Source organism: Streptomyces sp. GL_141 (assembly GCF_057834385.1).
Genome location: NZ_CM174402.1, coordinates 8,655,839 through 8,669,901 on the forward strand (window position 1 = coordinate 8,655,839; position 14,063 = coordinate 8,669,901).

The 14,063-nt window shown below is 71.1% G+C and carries 13 protein-coding genes and 1 pseudogene; 5 read left to right on the forward strand and 9 right to left on the reverse strand.

Annotated elements, in window-relative coordinates; all coding sequences use genetic code 11:
- The first annotated feature begins 78 nt into the window (after positions 1–78).
- Positions 79–444, forward strand: a complete 366-nt coding sequence (locus tag AC3IX6_RS38505) for a MerR family transcriptional regulator (protein ID WP_489367952.1) — start codon at positions 79–81, stop codon at positions 442–444.
- Entirely contained in the window at positions 441–1,295 is an 855-nt protein-coding gene (locus AC3IX6_RS38510) for an alcohol dehydrogenase catalytic domain-containing protein (RefSeq protein ID WP_489367953.1), read from the forward strand. The genes AC3IX6_RS38505 and AC3IX6_RS38510 overlap by 4 nt, the downstream gene beginning before the upstream one ends.
- Positions 1,296–1,342: 47 nt before the next feature.
- Here AC3IX6_RS38510 and AC3IX6_RS38515 read toward each other — a convergent pair.
- Positions 1,343–2,055, reverse strand: a pseudogene (locus tag AC3IX6_RS38515) (SDR family oxidoreductase); the annotation flags it as partial.
- Positions 2,056–2,071: 16 nt separating this feature from the next.
- On the opposite strand from AC3IX6_RS38515, the gene AC3IX6_RS38520 reads away from it, so the two are divergent.
- Positions 2,072–2,419: a TetR-like C-terminal domain-containing protein gene (locus AC3IX6_RS38520; RefSeq protein WP_489367954.1), complete on the forward strand. Its 348-nt coding sequence runs from the start codon at positions 2,072–2,074 to the stop codon at positions 2,417–2,419.
- 97 nt (positions 2,420–2,516) lie between these two features.
- Here AC3IX6_RS38520 and AC3IX6_RS38525 read toward each other — a convergent pair whose 3' ends face one another.
- From AC3IX6_RS38525 to AC3IX6_RS38550, 6 genes are all read right to left on the reverse strand, one after another.
- Positions 2,517–2,948 carry a VOC family protein gene (locus tag AC3IX6_RS38525; protein ID WP_489367955.1) on the reverse strand — a complete coding sequence of 144 codons (432 nt, stop codon included), beginning with the start codon at positions 2,946–2,948 and terminating at the stop codon, positions 2,517–2,519.
- Between the two features lie 123 nt (positions 2,949–3,071).
- Positions 3,072–3,401, reverse strand: coding sequence for a hypothetical protein (locus AC3IX6_RS38530; protein ID WP_489367956.1), 330 nt, complete (start codon positions 3,399–3,401; stop codon positions 3,072–3,074).
- Between the two features lie 59 nt (positions 3,402–3,460).
- A complete protein-coding gene (locus AC3IX6_RS38535) occupies positions 3,461–4,888 on the reverse strand; it encodes a GH1 family beta-glucosidase (protein WP_489367957.1) in 1,428 nt (475 codons plus the stop codon).
- A gap of 120 nt (positions 4,889–5,008) precedes the next feature.
- The gene (locus AC3IX6_RS38540) at positions 5,009–5,929 is read right to left on the reverse strand and encodes a carbohydrate ABC transporter permease (protein WP_489367958.1); all 921 of its coding nucleotides are present in this window, start codon (positions 5,927–5,929) and stop codon (positions 5,009–5,011) included.
- On the reverse strand, positions 5,926–6,933 hold the full coding sequence (locus tag AC3IX6_RS38545; protein WP_489367959.1) for a carbohydrate ABC transporter permease: 1,008 nt from the start codon (positions 6,931–6,933) through the stop codon (positions 5,926–5,928). The genes AC3IX6_RS38540 and AC3IX6_RS38545 overlap by 4 nt, the downstream gene beginning before the upstream one ends.
- Positions 6,934–7,012: 79 nt before the next feature.
- Positions 7,013–8,317 (reverse strand): ABC transporter substrate-binding protein, encoded by a 1,305-nt coding sequence (locus AC3IX6_RS38550; protein WP_489367960.1) that lies wholly within the window; start codon positions 8,315–8,317, stop codon positions 7,013–7,015.
- A gap of 249 nt (positions 8,318–8,566) precedes the next feature.
- Between AC3IX6_RS38550 and AC3IX6_RS38555 the strand changes: the two genes are divergently transcribed.
- Positions 8,567–11,347, forward strand: a complete 2,781-nt coding sequence (locus AC3IX6_RS38555; protein WP_489367961.1) for a glycosyl hydrolase — start codon at positions 8,567–8,569, stop codon at positions 11,345–11,347.
- A gap of 109 nt (positions 11,348–11,456) precedes the next feature.
- Here the strand turns inward: AC3IX6_RS38555 and AC3IX6_RS38560 are convergent, their stop codons facing one another.
- Both AC3IX6_RS38560 and AC3IX6_RS38565 read right to left on the reverse strand, forming a co-directional pair.
- Positions 11,457–12,494, reverse strand: a complete 1,038-nt coding sequence (locus AC3IX6_RS38560) for a LacI family DNA-binding transcriptional regulator (RefSeq protein WP_489367962.1) — start codon at positions 12,492–12,494, stop codon at positions 11,457–11,459.
- A gap of 167 nt (positions 12,495–12,661) precedes the next feature.
- Positions 12,662–12,823 (reverse strand): carbohydrate-binding protein, encoded by a 162-nt coding sequence (locus tag AC3IX6_RS38565; protein WP_389695821.1) that lies wholly within the window; start codon positions 12,821–12,823, stop codon positions 12,662–12,664.
- A 187-nt stretch (positions 12,824–13,010) separates the two neighbouring features.
- On the opposite strand from AC3IX6_RS38565, the gene AC3IX6_RS38570 reads away from it, so the two are divergent.
- Positions 13,011–13,952: a LysR family transcriptional regulator gene (locus AC3IX6_RS38570; RefSeq protein ID WP_489367963.1), complete on the forward strand. Its 942-nt coding sequence runs from the start codon at positions 13,011–13,013 to the stop codon at positions 13,950–13,952.
- Positions 13,953–14,063: the final 111 nt, after the last annotated feature.

Below are 14,063 nucleotides of genomic sequence, written 5' to 3' on the forward strand. Positions count from 1 at the left end.
CACCGTCCACGGGACGGCGCAGGTCCGGAACGGTACCGCTACCGGAACACCCCGCCCCGGCGGGGCGTTGCGCCTCTCATGGACGCGTTGAAGATCGGCGAAGCCGCACAGGCCAGCGGGGCCAGCGCCCGAGCGCTCAGGCACTACGAGGAGGAGGGGCTGATCACCCCCGAACGGTGCGCGAACGGGTACCGGCTCTACTCCACCGAAGTACTGGACCGCGTCCGCGTGATCCGCTTCCTGCTGGAGTCCGGCCTGCCCATGCGGCTCATCAGGGAAGTCCTGCCCCACATCACCCCCTCCACCAGCCCCAAGGGGGTCTGCGCCGAGTTCCTCGCCGAGGTGGAGGGCTACCGGGACCGTCTCGCGGACCGGGTCGCCTCCCTGGTCGCCCAGCAGTCGGCCCTGGACGCCTTCCTGGGCGCCGCACGGAGCGGGCCTTGACCTTCCCGCTTACGGGAAGCTTCTACGGTCCCTCACATGCCACGAACACACCCCTGGTGCGGGCTCTCGTCCAGCAGTCCCTGAAGGGTCCGAAGGATCTGATCCTGACCTTCGACCATCCCCTCCCCGTCGCCGGTCCCGGCCAGTACCTGATCCGCGTCGGCGCGGCGGGGGTCAACTTCGCCGACGTCATGCAGGCCCACGGCACGTACGACGGCGGCCCGGCCGCGCCGTACACGGCGGGCTTCGAGGCCGCCGGTGAGATCGTCGGTGCGGGCCCCGGTGTCGAGAACCCGCTGCCGCCGGGCACGCACGTCGTCGGCATGGGCTACGGCGCCTTCGCCCAGTACATGACCATGCCGGCGGCGGGCGCCCTGCCCGTTCCCGACGGCTGGAGCGACGCCGAATCCCTCGGCCTCGTGCTGAACTGGGCGACGGCCCTGGCCGCACTGAAGCCGCTGGGCGACATGCAGCGGGGCGAGACGGTACTCATCCACGCGGCGGCGGGCGGGGTCGGCCAGGCCGCCTTCCGCGACAGCCTCGCCGTGACCCGTCCCGTCACCGGCTCCGTCGTCGTCTTCGGCGCCGCCTCGGGCCACACCGACATCTCCACCCGCGACCTGCTGTTCACCCACCGGGTCCAGGTCAAGGGCCTCCACATCGGGTCGATGGCCACCGAGGCACCGCAGGTCTACGCCGGTCTCCTCGCGGAGCTGCGTTCCCTGATCGCCGACGGCGTCTACCCGCCGGGCGTCCCGGAGGTCCACGCCCTGGCGGACGGCCCGAAGGTGCTCCGGCAGCTCGAATCCCGCAGGACCACCGGCAAACTGGTCCTCGACCCCTGGGCCTGACGGCGCGCTCGCCCCTGGGTCTGACGGCACTCGACCTCTCGGACCGTGGGATACGAGATCTTCGTCAGCTCTTCGGAGGCTTCCCAGATGCGCCGGGCGTCCTCGGTGCTGCGAAGGCGGGAGTACAGCTTCTGCTCGGCAGGGGGCCCGCCGAGATGTCCGGGGCCGCACGGTCCCGAGCAGGATGCCGCGGGCGGACAGGGCGCGGATGAGCCGCACGCCCATGGTGTCCTTGTCGCGACCGAGCTCGGGGCACGCGGCGAGCAGGCTGGTCCTGCCAGTTGATGGCGTTGCTGTTCGCGGCGACGCTGATCTGGGAGGTCACGCGTGCCCGGCCGGCACGCAGCAGGGGCAGCAGGTGTGCCACCAGGGCGAAGTGACCGAGGTGGTTGGTGCCGAACTGGAGCTCGAACCCGTCGGCGGTCGTCTTCCGGTCGGGCGGGGTCATCACGCCGGCGTTGTTGACGAGGATGTGGATCGGACGCCCGTCCCTTCCCAGGGTCTCGCCGAGGGCCGCGACGGAGTCGAGCGAGGACAGGTCGAGGGCGTGGAGCGATACGTTCGCGCCGGGGCCCGTCTGCCTGATCCCGGCGATCGCGGCCTCGCCCTTGCGCGGGTTGCGGACCGGCAGAAGCACCTCGGCTCCGGCCGAGGCGAGTCCGGCGGCGATCCCGAGTCCGATGCCGTCGCTCGCTCCGGTGACGACGGCACGCTTCCCGGAGAGGTCGGGAAGGGGGACGTCGGTGTGTGTGCGTGACATGACTGGTCCTGTGGTCGTGGCTGCACCCCAACTGGACGCCGTGGCCCGGACCTACGTCGGCTTCGCCACGGACAACGCCGCACTGCTCGACCTGATGTTCCCGGCCCAGCACAGCCCTGAGGCGTCCACGGCGCTGGGCACGGCCGCCCACCGCTGGGGCGAGCAGTTCCTCGAGCTGGTCGCCCACGGACAGCAACGGGGCGAGGTGCGCCAGGGTCCGCTGGAAGGCGTCACGCTGACGGTCTTCGCGCCGCTCCACGGATACATCGGTCTGGCCGCGAGCGGCGTACTGCCGCCCGAGGCCGCCGGGCCGGGGCTGGACGACGTGATCGAATCCATCGTGCGCCACTGCCGGCCCGAGTAGCGCGGACCACGCACCACGGACCACGCACCACGGCCCCGGCCGGTGACCGACGGCGACGGCGCCGCGGCGAGGTCGCCGCGGCGTTTGCCGCCGGCCGTCAGCGTGCCGACAGTTCCGAGGGCGCTTCCTGGACCACCCAGCCGTTGCCGTCCGGGTCGGTGAAGGTGAGGAAGGAGTTCCAGGTGTCGCCCTTGCCGTCCTCCCAGCCCTTCTCGCCCACGTGCCGCACCGGCGACACCTCCACACCGCGCGCCGTCAGCTCCTCTCGTGCGGCCTCGATGTCGGTGACGCAGAGCTGCAGGCCTTGCAGCGTGCCCGGTGCCATCTGGCGCGTACCGGGCGCCGGAGGCATCCCGTGCTCCAGCGCGATCGAACAGCGCGAGCCGGGCGGGGTCAGCTGGATGATGCGGATGCCGGGCGCGACCTCGCTGTCGAGATCGACCGTGAAGCCGACCTTGTCCGCGTAGAACTCCTTCGACCGGTCCATATCGGTGACAGGGACCAGAACCACTTCGAGCGTCCAGTTCATGACGGGTCTCCTCGGAACAGGCAGGGTACGGGGCAGGTCCACCGTGGCCCACAGGATGCCGGTGTGCGAGCCGCAACGCGGCATGCGGCAAAGAACGGGCGGTGCCCCACGGGACGCGCGGGGTCAGGGCGACTGCCGGCCGCCGTCCTCGCGGGCGAGACGAAGGGCGAGTTCCTGGAGGATCGCGTCGGTACCGGGCTCCGCGCCCGTTTCGTCGTACGCGTAGGCGACTGCCGCGAAGGCGGCGATGAAACCGTTGACCAGGGCGCTCAGCGGCTCGGAGAGCTGATCGAGCACGGCGCCGCCGATTTCCTCGGGGTCGGCTCCCGCCGGTACCAGGAAGTGACCGGGGGTCACTTCGGCGAGCAGATCGGAGGCGAGGCCTTCGCCGACGTCCGCGCGCAGTGCGGTGAGCGCGGCGATGGCCTTGAGTTTGATCTCGTTTTCGTGCACGGCCCGAGCGTACGACGGCCCCGGGGCGTTCCCGGGGCCGTCGGGCAGGAGAGAGCCCCTCAGCCCTGCGCCAGCCCGCCCCGCGCGATCACCTCCGCGTACCAGCGCGCGCTGTCCTTCACCGTCCGGCGCTGGGACGCGAAGTCCACGTGGACGATGCCGAAACGCTTGCTGTAGCCGTACGACCACTCGAAGTTGTCCAGCAGGCTCCACAGGAAGTAGCCGCGTACGTCCACGCCGTCCCCGATCGCCCGGTGCACGGCCGTCAGGTGCGCGTCGAGGTACGCCACCCGCTCCGGGTCGTGGACCTGCCCCTCCGGGTCCGCGTAGTCGTCGTACGCCGCCCCGTTCTCGGTCACCAGGAGCGGGACGTGCGGGAGTTCGTCGCGCAGCCGGGTCAGCAACTCGTACAGGCCGTTCGCGTCCACCGGCCAGTCCATCGCCGTGCGCGGACCCGCCGCAGGGGTGAACGCCACATGCTTCTCGGCGCCCGCCCAGGGTGCGGGGGAGGGGGAGGAGCCCGCCGAAACCACACTGGGGGAGTAGTAGTTGATGCCCAGCGAGTCGATCGGGGTGGACGTGACCTCCAGGTCGCCGTCCCGGACGAACGACCAGTCCGTCACCCCCGCCGTGTCCTCGACCAGGTCCTGTGGCAGCCGCCCGTGGAAGACCGGGTCCACGAAGATCCGGTTCGCGACCGCGTCGATCCGGCGCACGGCGTCCCGGTCCGCCGCGCTGTCCGTCAGCGGGCGCAGGGCGTGGAGGTTCAGGGTCAGGGAGATCTCGGCCGTGGACGGGAGACGGTCACGCAGGACGCGGGCCGCGCCGCCGTGCGCCAGGTTGAAGTGGTGGGCCGCGCGCAGCGCGGCGAGGTTGCTGGTGCGGCCGGGGGCGTGGACCCCGTTCCCGTACCCGAGGAACGCCCCGCACCAGGGCTCGTTCAACGTCGTCCAGGTCGACACCCGGTCGCCCAGCGCCCGGGCCACCAGGCCCGCGTACTCCGCGAACCGGTGTGCGGTGTCCCGTTCCGGCCAGCCGCCCGCGTCCTCCAGCTCCTGCGGGAGGTCCCAGTGGTAGAGCGTCGCGACCGGCCTGATGCCGTGCGCCAGCAGCTCGTCCACCAGGCGGCGGTAGAAGTCCAGGCCGCGCTCCACGGCCGGGCCCCGCCCCGTCGGCTGGACCCGGGGCCAGGAGACGGAGAACCGGTAGTCCGTGACGCCGAGCTCCTTCATCAGCTTCACGTCGTCGGGCATCCGGTGCAGGTGGTCGGCGGCGATGTCACCGGTGTCACCGTTGCGGACCTTGCCGGGCGTGCGGCTGAAGGTGTCCCAGATGGACGGCGTCCGGCCGTTCTCGGCGGCCGCCCCCTCGATCTGGTAGGCGGCGGTGGCGGTGCCCCAGCGGAATCCGGTGGGGAAGCGGAGCCCCGTCCCGGTCCCGGGGCGGGTGCCCGTGGAGGTCGCCGGGCGGGCATCGACAGCGGTCATGAGACGGACACTCCAGGAAGTAGGAGGGAGGGGGATGTTCATGTGGGGCTGGTGGGGCCGGGCTCTCGCCGGTGGCCGGTGGCCGGTGGCCGGAGACCCTGGCCGCACGGCAGGAACGCGTCAGCCCTTCACCGCTCCCTGCATGATGCCGCCGACGATCTGCCGGCCCAGCAGGCCGAAGACGAGCAGCACCGGCAGCGTGCCGAGCAGGGTGCCGGCCATGATGACCGACTGGTCGTTGACGTAGCCGCCGCCGAGCTGGCGCAGCGCGACCTGCACGGTCGGCTCCTGCGAGGACAGCGCGATGACCGGCCAGAAGAAGTCGTTCCACGCCGTCATGAACGTGAGCATCCCGAGCACCGCCATCCCCGGCCGCGCGATCGGGATCACGATCGACCAGAAGATGCGGGCTGTGGAGGCCCCGTCCACGCGGGCCGCCTCGATCAGTTCGTCGGGCAGCGACTGGATCAGGTACTGGCGCATGAAGAACACCCCGAAGGCCGACACCAGACCCGGCAGGATCACCGCCTGGAGCTGGTTCACCCACTGGAGTTCGGCGATCAGCATGAACAGCGGAATCACACCGAGCTGCGGCGGGATCATCATCGTCCCGATCGTCAGGGTCAGCAGTGCGCCCCGGCCCCGGAACTTCAGCTTGGCGAAGGCGAAGCCTGCCAGCGTGCAGGAGAGCACCGTGCCCACGGTGATGGACCCGGAGACGATCAGCGAGTTCAGGAGCGCCTTGCCGATGTCGGCCTCTTCGAGGACCGCCTCGAAGTTCTTCATCAGGTTCGGGCCGGGCAGCAGGCTCGGCGGCACCTGCGCCAGGTCCGCGTTGGACCGGCTGGCCGCGACGATCGTCCAGTAGAAGGGGAACGCCGAGATCAGCAGTGCGATGCCGAGGATGAGGTAGGCGAGCCAGCCGCCCGTCATCGTCCTCCCGGCCCCGTCGCCCTTGCGGAGCCAGGCGTGCCTGCCGGGCCGCTCCTGCGGAGGGCGGCGCTTGCGGGGGGCGGTCGGCGGTGGGGCGAGCGCGGTCATCGGCCGGCCTCCTTGCGTGCGCGGCGGCGTGCGATCAGGGCGTTGACCCCGACGAGCACCACGATCAGGACGAACATCACCCAGGCGATGGCCGCGGCCCGCCCCAGGTGGAAGAAGCCCCAGCCCTGCTCGTACATGTACAGGCCGAGGGTCTGGTACTGGTGCGAGATGCCGCCGGACATCGACCCCTCGAACAGCAGCGGCTCACCGAAGAGCTGGGTCGCGCCGATCGTCGAAATGATCACCGTGAAGACGATGGTCGGCCGCAGTCCGGGAAGGGTCACGTGGATGAACTGGCGCCAGCGGGACGCCCCGTCGATCCCCGCGGCCTCGTACAGCTCGTGCGGGATCGACTGCATGCCTGCCAGGTAGATCAGCGCGTTGTAACCGGTCCAGCGCCAGATCACGATCGTCGAAACGGCGATCTGCGAGGCGACCGTGCCGGTCTGCCAGTCCACCGGGCCGACACCGATGAGTCCGATCACGTAGTTGATCAGCCCGAAGTCACGGCCGAAGAGCTGCGCGAAGACCAGCGTGGCGGCGGCGACGGACGTCGCGTAGGGGAGCAGGACCGCGGTCCTGATGAACGTCCGGCCGCGCAGCTTGTAGTTGAGCAAGTGGGCCAGGCCCAGTGCCATCGCGAGCTGCGGCACGGTGGACAGCACGCCGATGGTGAAGGTGTTGCGCAGCGAGATCCAGAAGTACTCGTCGCCGAAGAGGGCCGTGTAGTTGGCGATGCCCCGCCACTGCATGTCACCGCTCGTCTGGAGCTCGACGCGGTAGAGGGAGACGAACGCCGTGTAGAGGAGCGGGAAGAGGCCGAAAGCGAGGAACAGGGTGAAGAAGGGGGCGATGTAGGCGTACGGGGAGGCCTTGCGCCAGGTGCGCCGGAGAGCGGCTGCCGGACCGTCGCCCGGGTCGGTCCCGGGACCGGATCCGGGACCGGACCCGGTCCCGGATCCGGCAGGGCGGGGCCCGGCCTTCGCGGTGGAGGTGGGGGACACGATGCGGCCCTTCGGAATCGGGGCGGGAGGGATTGCGGGGACGCGAGCGGGGCCGGTGCGGCCGGCCCCGCGACCGGCGTCAGCCGGTCACGTTCGCCACGCCCTTCTTCGCCGTCTCCCACGCCGTGTCCGACGGGACTCCCTTGCGCTCGACCTCGCTCAGCGCGTTCGTCAGCTGCTGCATCACGTTCTGGTCGTGCACGCCCAGGACCTGGACCGGGGACGACTTGGCCGCGTCACCGAAGATCTGACCGATCGGGGCGCCCGAGAAGTACGCGTCCTTGGCGTCCGCGATCTGCGCGATCGCGCCCGTCGAGGAGGGGAAGTTGCCCTGCTTCTGGAAGACCTTCGCCTGCTGCTCGGGCGCGGTGAGCCACTCGATCAGCTTGTACGCCTCCTCCTTGTGCTTGGCCGCACGCGGGATGGAGAGGTACGAGCCGCCCCAGTTGCCCGCACCGCCGGGCAGCTTGGCGATGTCCCACTTGCCCTGGCCGGCGGCACCGGCCTGGGCCTTGACGTAGCCGAGCATCCAGGCCGGGCACGGGATGGTGGCGAACGAACCGGCGGCGAATGCCTGGTTCCACTGCGGGGACCACTGGTCGAGCTTGGCGCTCAGACCGGCCTCGGCCGCCTTCACGGAGGTGTCCCAGGCCGTTCTGACCGCCGGGTTCTTCTCGTAGATCATCTCGCCGGCGGCGTTGTAATACCGCTCCTTCTCCTGGCCGATCATGATCCCGTAGAGGGATCCGATGCTGTCCAGCCAGGCGCTCTGGGCGGGTGCCTTCTTCTTGTACTCCTTGCCCAGCTCCAGGTAGCCCTCCCACGTGGACCACTTCTTCGCGAGCTCCTCGCGGTCGGTGGGGAGACCGGCCTGCTGGAAGAGATCGGTGCGGTAGCACATGGCCTCGGGGCCCACGTCCGTGCCGAGGCCGAGGATCTTGCCGTCCTTCGTGGTCGCCGCCGACCACTTGGCCTCGGCGAACTGGCCCTTGAGCTTGTCGGCCCCGAACGCCTTCAGGTCGTGGAACTTGTCGGCCTGCTGCTGGGTGACCGACGCGATCCGGCCCACCTCGACGCCCTGCACGTCCGCGAGACCGCCGCCGCCCGCGAGGCGGGTCTGGAGCGACTTCCAGTAGTCCGCCTCGTCCTGGGTGTCGCTCTGCTTGATCGTCACCTCGGGGTGGAGCTTCTGGTACTCCTCGTAGAGCCCGGCCTCCTTGAAGCCGAAGGATCCGAAGAGGTCGACCGTGAGGGTGACCTTTCCGCCCGCGCCGTCGGAGGAGTCCGGTGAGGCGCCGGATCCACAGGCGGCGAGGAGGGCCCCTGCGAGAACGACCGCGCCGAGGCGGGCTGTGGCTCTCTTGGCGGCTCGGGCGATGGGCATGGGAAGCCTCCCTTGACTTCGGGATGAACCGAGCGTTCTTTCGTTGAGAGCGCTCTCACTAGATGCGTCTGGAGCGTCCCCCACCGCCTGCCCTCCGTCAAGACTCGAACACATAACAGCTTGGCGTTACGATCAACTGCCCGTTACGTGGGCCATCTTGACACTTAGGTTTCAGGAGATTTACGTTCCATGGCACTTGAGAGCGCTCTCGAACGCGCTCTTCCCCCCACGTGATCGAGGTGCTGTTTCGTGCAAGCCTCCCTCTCCAGACCTGCCGCGGCGACGCTCCTGGCCATCGCCCTGGCCGCCGTCGGCCTGGGCCCCGCCGCCTCCCCCGCGGCCGCCGCCACCATCCCCGCGGGTTCCGGCAGTTACACCGACACCCGCCCCGCCGGTACGTCCGGACCCACGACGAACACCGGTGCCCCCGTCACCCCCAAACTCACCGCCGCCGCCCGCGACAAGCCGGTCCCGACCAACGACTGGTGGACCTCGCTCGCCTACCAGCGCTACGGCGACAACCCGTACTCCACGCCCATGTACGGGCACCCCCTCACGTATCAGGCCAAGGCCTCCGGCCTGGAGGTCGGCTACCCGACCGCGCCCGCGATCGTCGGCGACGGCCGGCAGTACGAGTACGCGCACAAGGCCGACCTCACCGTCGGCCTCACCGGCCTGAACTCTCCCGACACCAAGGCCGACGCCTGGTCGGACTGGACGGTCACCCCGTACTGGGCGGACGGCTCCCGCACGTTCCGGGCCACCATCGGCCACGGCATGCCGTTCGTATACGCCAAGGGCTCCGGCGGCGACGCCCGCGTCACGACCGCCTCCACGCCCACCGTCTTCGCCGACAACGGCAACGTCATCGGCATCACGATCGCCGGTCACCATTACGCCCTCTTCGCCCCGACCGGCGCCGACTGGAACGTCTCCGGCACCACGATCACCGCCGGACTCGCGGGCAAGGACTACTTCTCGCTCGCCGTCCTGCCCTCCACGGACGCGCTCGCGACCTACCGCACGTACGCGTTCAGCTTCGTCACCGGCTCCCAGGTGGCCTGGCAGAACGCCGGCGGCGACGTCCGGGCGACCTACACCCTGACCACGGAGGCGAAGGAGGGCACCGAGCGCGGCACGCTCCAGGCCCTCTACCGCCACCAGTGGCTGCACACCACCGACGCGCTGACCCCGTACACGTACGTCTCGCCGCGCGGCACCATGAAGGTGCGCGAGTCCGCCTCCTTCACCACCAGCCAGAAGAACAACGGCGTGGTGCCCGCCCTGCCCGCCTCCAGCGGCGTCGACCGGGCCCGGCTGACCGGCTACCTCAACGAGGTCGCGAACGCCTCCGACCCGTTCTCCGGGGCCACCGACACCTACTGGACGGGCAAGGCGCTCGGCCGGCTCGCCCAACTGGTGCCCGTCGCCGACCAGATCGGCCAGACCGCGGTCCGCGACAAGCTCCTCGGCCTGATGAAGGGCCGGCTCCAGGAGTGGTTCACGGCGGGCGGGGCGGGCGAGTTCAGCTACGACAAGGACTGGAAGACCCTCACCGGCTACCCGGCCTCGTACGGCAGCGACACCGAGCTCAACGACCACCACTTCCACTACAGCTACTACGTCTACGCGGCGGCGATCATCGCCCAGTACGACCAGGCCTGGGCGGCCGACCCGGCCTGGGGCGCGATGGTGAAGCACCTGATCCGCGACACGGCCAACCCGAGCCGCACCGACGCGGCGTACCCCTTCCTGCGCGGCTTCGACGTGTACGCGGGCCACAGCTGGGCCTCCGGCCACCAGGGCTTCGCGGCCGGCAACAACCAGGAGTCCTCGTCGGAGTCGATCAACCTCAGCGCGGGCCTCGTGCTCTGGGGTGCGGCGACCGGCGACACCTCGCTCCGCGACCTCGGCAGCTACCTGCTGACGACGGAGTCCGAGGCGATCACCCAGTACTGGTTCGACGCGAGCGAGCAGGTCTTCCCCGCCTCGTACAAGTACGGCACGGTCGGCATGGTCTGGGGCAGCGGCGCCGCGTACTCCACCTGGTGGACCGCCAACCCGGAGGAGATCCACGGCATCAACGTCCTTCCCGTGACCGGAGGTTCACTCCACCTGGCCCGTGAGAAGGCCGCCATCACCCGGAACATCGCCGAGATGGAGCGCGAGAACGGCGGCCCGGCCCAGGAGTGGCGCGACCTGCTCTGGGAGTTCGAGGCGCTGACCGATCCGGCGTCGGCGAAGGCCAAGTGGGACGGCGTGAACGGCAATTACACCCCCGAACAGGGTGAGTCCAAGGCCCACACCTACCACTGGATCAACACCCTCGACACACTGGGCGCACCGGACATGACGGTCAGCGGAGACCTGCCCACCTCCGCCGTCTTCACCAAGAACGGAACCCGCACCTACACCGCGCACAACCACGGCCCCACCACCCGTACGGTGACCTTCTCCGACGGCAAAACCCTTTCCGTTCCGGCCCGTTCGACGGTCACGGGTACCGGCCCCGGCGGCGGAGACCCCGACCCGGAGGAGCCGGGCCCGTCCACCGGCAACACCTTCCGCCTCAAGTCCGGCGGCGTCCTCACCACCGCCACCACCGACCCGGCCGGCGTGGACACCCTGGCCTCGGCCGACGGCGTGAACCGGGACGGCACCCCGTACCGGCCGACCGTCTACGAGGCGAAGCAGGTCAACGGCAAGGTCTCCGCCGGGGCCGCCACCGCGTTCCGCCTCCGGGTGGACGCGGGAACCAAGGTCGGGCTCGCCCCGCAGGTCCGGGTCAGCTACGACCTGACCGGTGACGGCACCTTCGACCGCACCGAAACCTTCCGGTACTTCGCCACCGACCCGGTCGCGGGCTGGGAGGAGTACACGCAGGCGGTCGGCGCGCAGGCCGTCACCGGCAGCCTGGGCGAACTCAAGAACGGCACCGTCCGCCTGGAGATCTGGAACGCGCTGGGCAACGGCACGTCGCAGGTGCAGACGGGCACGGACGCGGCGGTGCTGAGGATCCCGTACGCGTAGTCCCCTGCGCGTTGAAGCGGACGCACGGGCACGATCGATGCGGCGGGTCTCCGGCTCCTCGGGCGGAGGCCCGCCGTACGCGCAAGTGCGCTTACGCGTACGTCAGGGCTCAGGCCGAGGCGCGCCGGACCAGCATGGTCGGGGTGATCACCGAGTCCGGTGCCGCCCCGTTCCCCGTGCGGTCGAGGGTGCGCAGCAGGAGCCGTGCCATCAGCCGCCCCTGGCCCTCGATGTCCTGGCTGACGGTGGTCAGTGGCGGGTCGGTCTCCTTGGCCACCGGATCCATGTCGTCGAACCCGACCACCGCCACCTGCTCCGGCACCGCGATCCCGCGCTCGCGCAGGACCCGTAGCGCCCCGGACGCCATGAGGTCGTTCGCGACGAACACCGCGTCCAGGTCGGGCCGCCGTTCCAGCAGCTCGGCCATCGCCCGCGCCCCGCTGTCCACGGTGAAGGCGCCCTCGGCGACGAGCGTCGGATCCATGTCCAGCAGGACGTCCCGGTAGCCGTCGAGGCGGTCGATCGCCGAGGTCTGGTCGGGAGGCCCGCCGATGTGCGCGATCCGCTCCCGCCCGAGGTCCCGCAGGTACTGCACGGCGACCCGGGCCCCGCCCCGGTTGTCGGCGTCGACGTACGGAACGGCCCGTTCGCCGGGGTCGGCGGTCCAGCCGGGCCGGCCCCCGAACACGGTCGGAATCCCGGCTCGCCGGGTGATCGCGGGCAGCGGGTCGTCCGTGTGCAGCGAGAAGGCGAGCGCGCCGTCCACGTGCCCGCCGGACAGGTACCGGGTGATCCGGTCGAAGTCGCCTGGCCCCTCCACGAGCAGCAGCACGAGCTGGGTGTCGTGGGCGGTCAGCTCCTTGCTGATGCCCCGGATCTGCTGGGAGAAGAAGGGGTCGGAGAAGATCCGCACCTCGGGCTCCGCGATGACGACGGCCACCGCGCCGGTCCGCCGCGTCACCAGCGTCCGGGCCGCGTGGTTGGGGACGTAGCCGAGCTCGTCGACCGCCCGGAGCACCTTGTCGACCAGCGGCTTGCGGACCCCGTCGCCCCCGTTGACGACCCGCGAGGCGGTGGCCCGGGAGACCCCCGCTCGCGCCGCGACGGCTTCCAGGGTGGGGCGGTACCCGGGGGACTGCTCGGGCAAGGCGGTCGCTCCTCGTCGACGGGGGCGGCGCCGCGCAGGGTGGTGCTGACCTGTGCCGTCGCCGGATCGTCTACAGCCTAGCGCCGGGACGGGCCGCGGGATGAGAGCGCTCCCAATCCGGATCCGGTGCGTGCGTGCGGCGAGCGAGGCCGCAGGCCGCGGGCGGCTCAACCGGCGTAGGGCTGCCACATCTTGACGGCCGTGGCCGGGTTGCTCGCGGAATTGGACTTGTGCGTCACCAGGCACCGGTACTGCTTGCCGAAATGAACGACCCGGTCGTTCTCCGCGTACTGCCGGTTGACCTTCCAGTCCGAGAATCCTGCTGCCATGGGACGCCGCCTTTCATCGCGCCGGCCCACTGCCGGCGGGTATGAAGCATCGCACCCCCTGAGCAGGGCAAACACCGACGCCGGGTTCGACGCGGTGGTCCCGGCCCGCCTGCGGCACCGGCTCTCGTCGATTCCGCATGCGGCAGACCCGTAGCGCATGCCCACAGGTCTGGACCAAGCTCGGGGCATGGATCTGGAGTTGAGGCACCTCAAGATCGTCAGAGCCGTCGCCGACGCCGGCAGCCTGACCCGCGCGGCCACCGTGCTGGGGCTCACCCAGCCCGCTCTGAGCACCCAGCTCAAGAGGATCGAGCGGGCGCTGGACGGCCCGCTCTTCGTCCGGGGGCGGGAGGGCGTACGGGCCACCGCGCTCGGGGAGCTGGTGCTGGAACGGGCCCGCGTCGTGCTGCCGGCCGTGTGCGAGCTCCAGGAGGAGGCGGTGCGCTTCGCCCGGCAGGGCACGGTCGGCTACCGGCTCGGGGGGACGCACGGGCCGCTGCTGGGCGGACTCGTGGACCGGATCGTCCGGCAGGAGCCCGGGGTGCCGGTGACCACCTACACCTCGTGGTCGGAACGGGAGGTCGCCGGGGGCGTGGCCGCCGGCAGGCTGGACTTCGCCCTGGTCGGGGTGTGCGGGGAGAGCGCCCCGCCGGAGCCGGGGCGGCTCGCGTGGAGGGAGGTGGCGCGGGACCCGGTGCACGTGATGCTGGCCGAGGACCACCCGCTGGCGCAGCGGCCGTGGATCGAGCTGGCGGAACTGGCCGCCGAGGCCTGGACCGACGTACCGGGCGACGGATGCTTCGGGGACTGCTTCGCGGCGGCGTGCGTGCGCGCCGGATTCACCCCGGCGTGCGTGTACGAGACGGACACGGCTTCGTGCGTGCACCTCGTCCAGGTCGGGCGGGCCGTGGGGCTGTGCCGGGCGACCTTCCCCGTGACCCCCGGGCTGGTGACCCGGCCGCTCGCCGGGAGCCCGCTGGTGTGGAGGCACCTGCTCGGCTGGCATCCGGGGGGCCGGGCGGCCGCCCGGGCGGCCGCGGTGCTGGAGCACGCCCGGGACGCGCACACGGACGCCCTGGCCCGGTCGTCCGCGGCCGCGGACGCCACGGCGCTGGCGGAACGGGCGTAGGGCGGAGGGGTCCGGCGCGGGCGCCCGCCGCGTGGCCATAACACCAGGGGAGGGGCCAACCGGCAGCTCCCGCTGGAGCGTTCGGATTCCTACGGTGTCGCTGACCCCCAC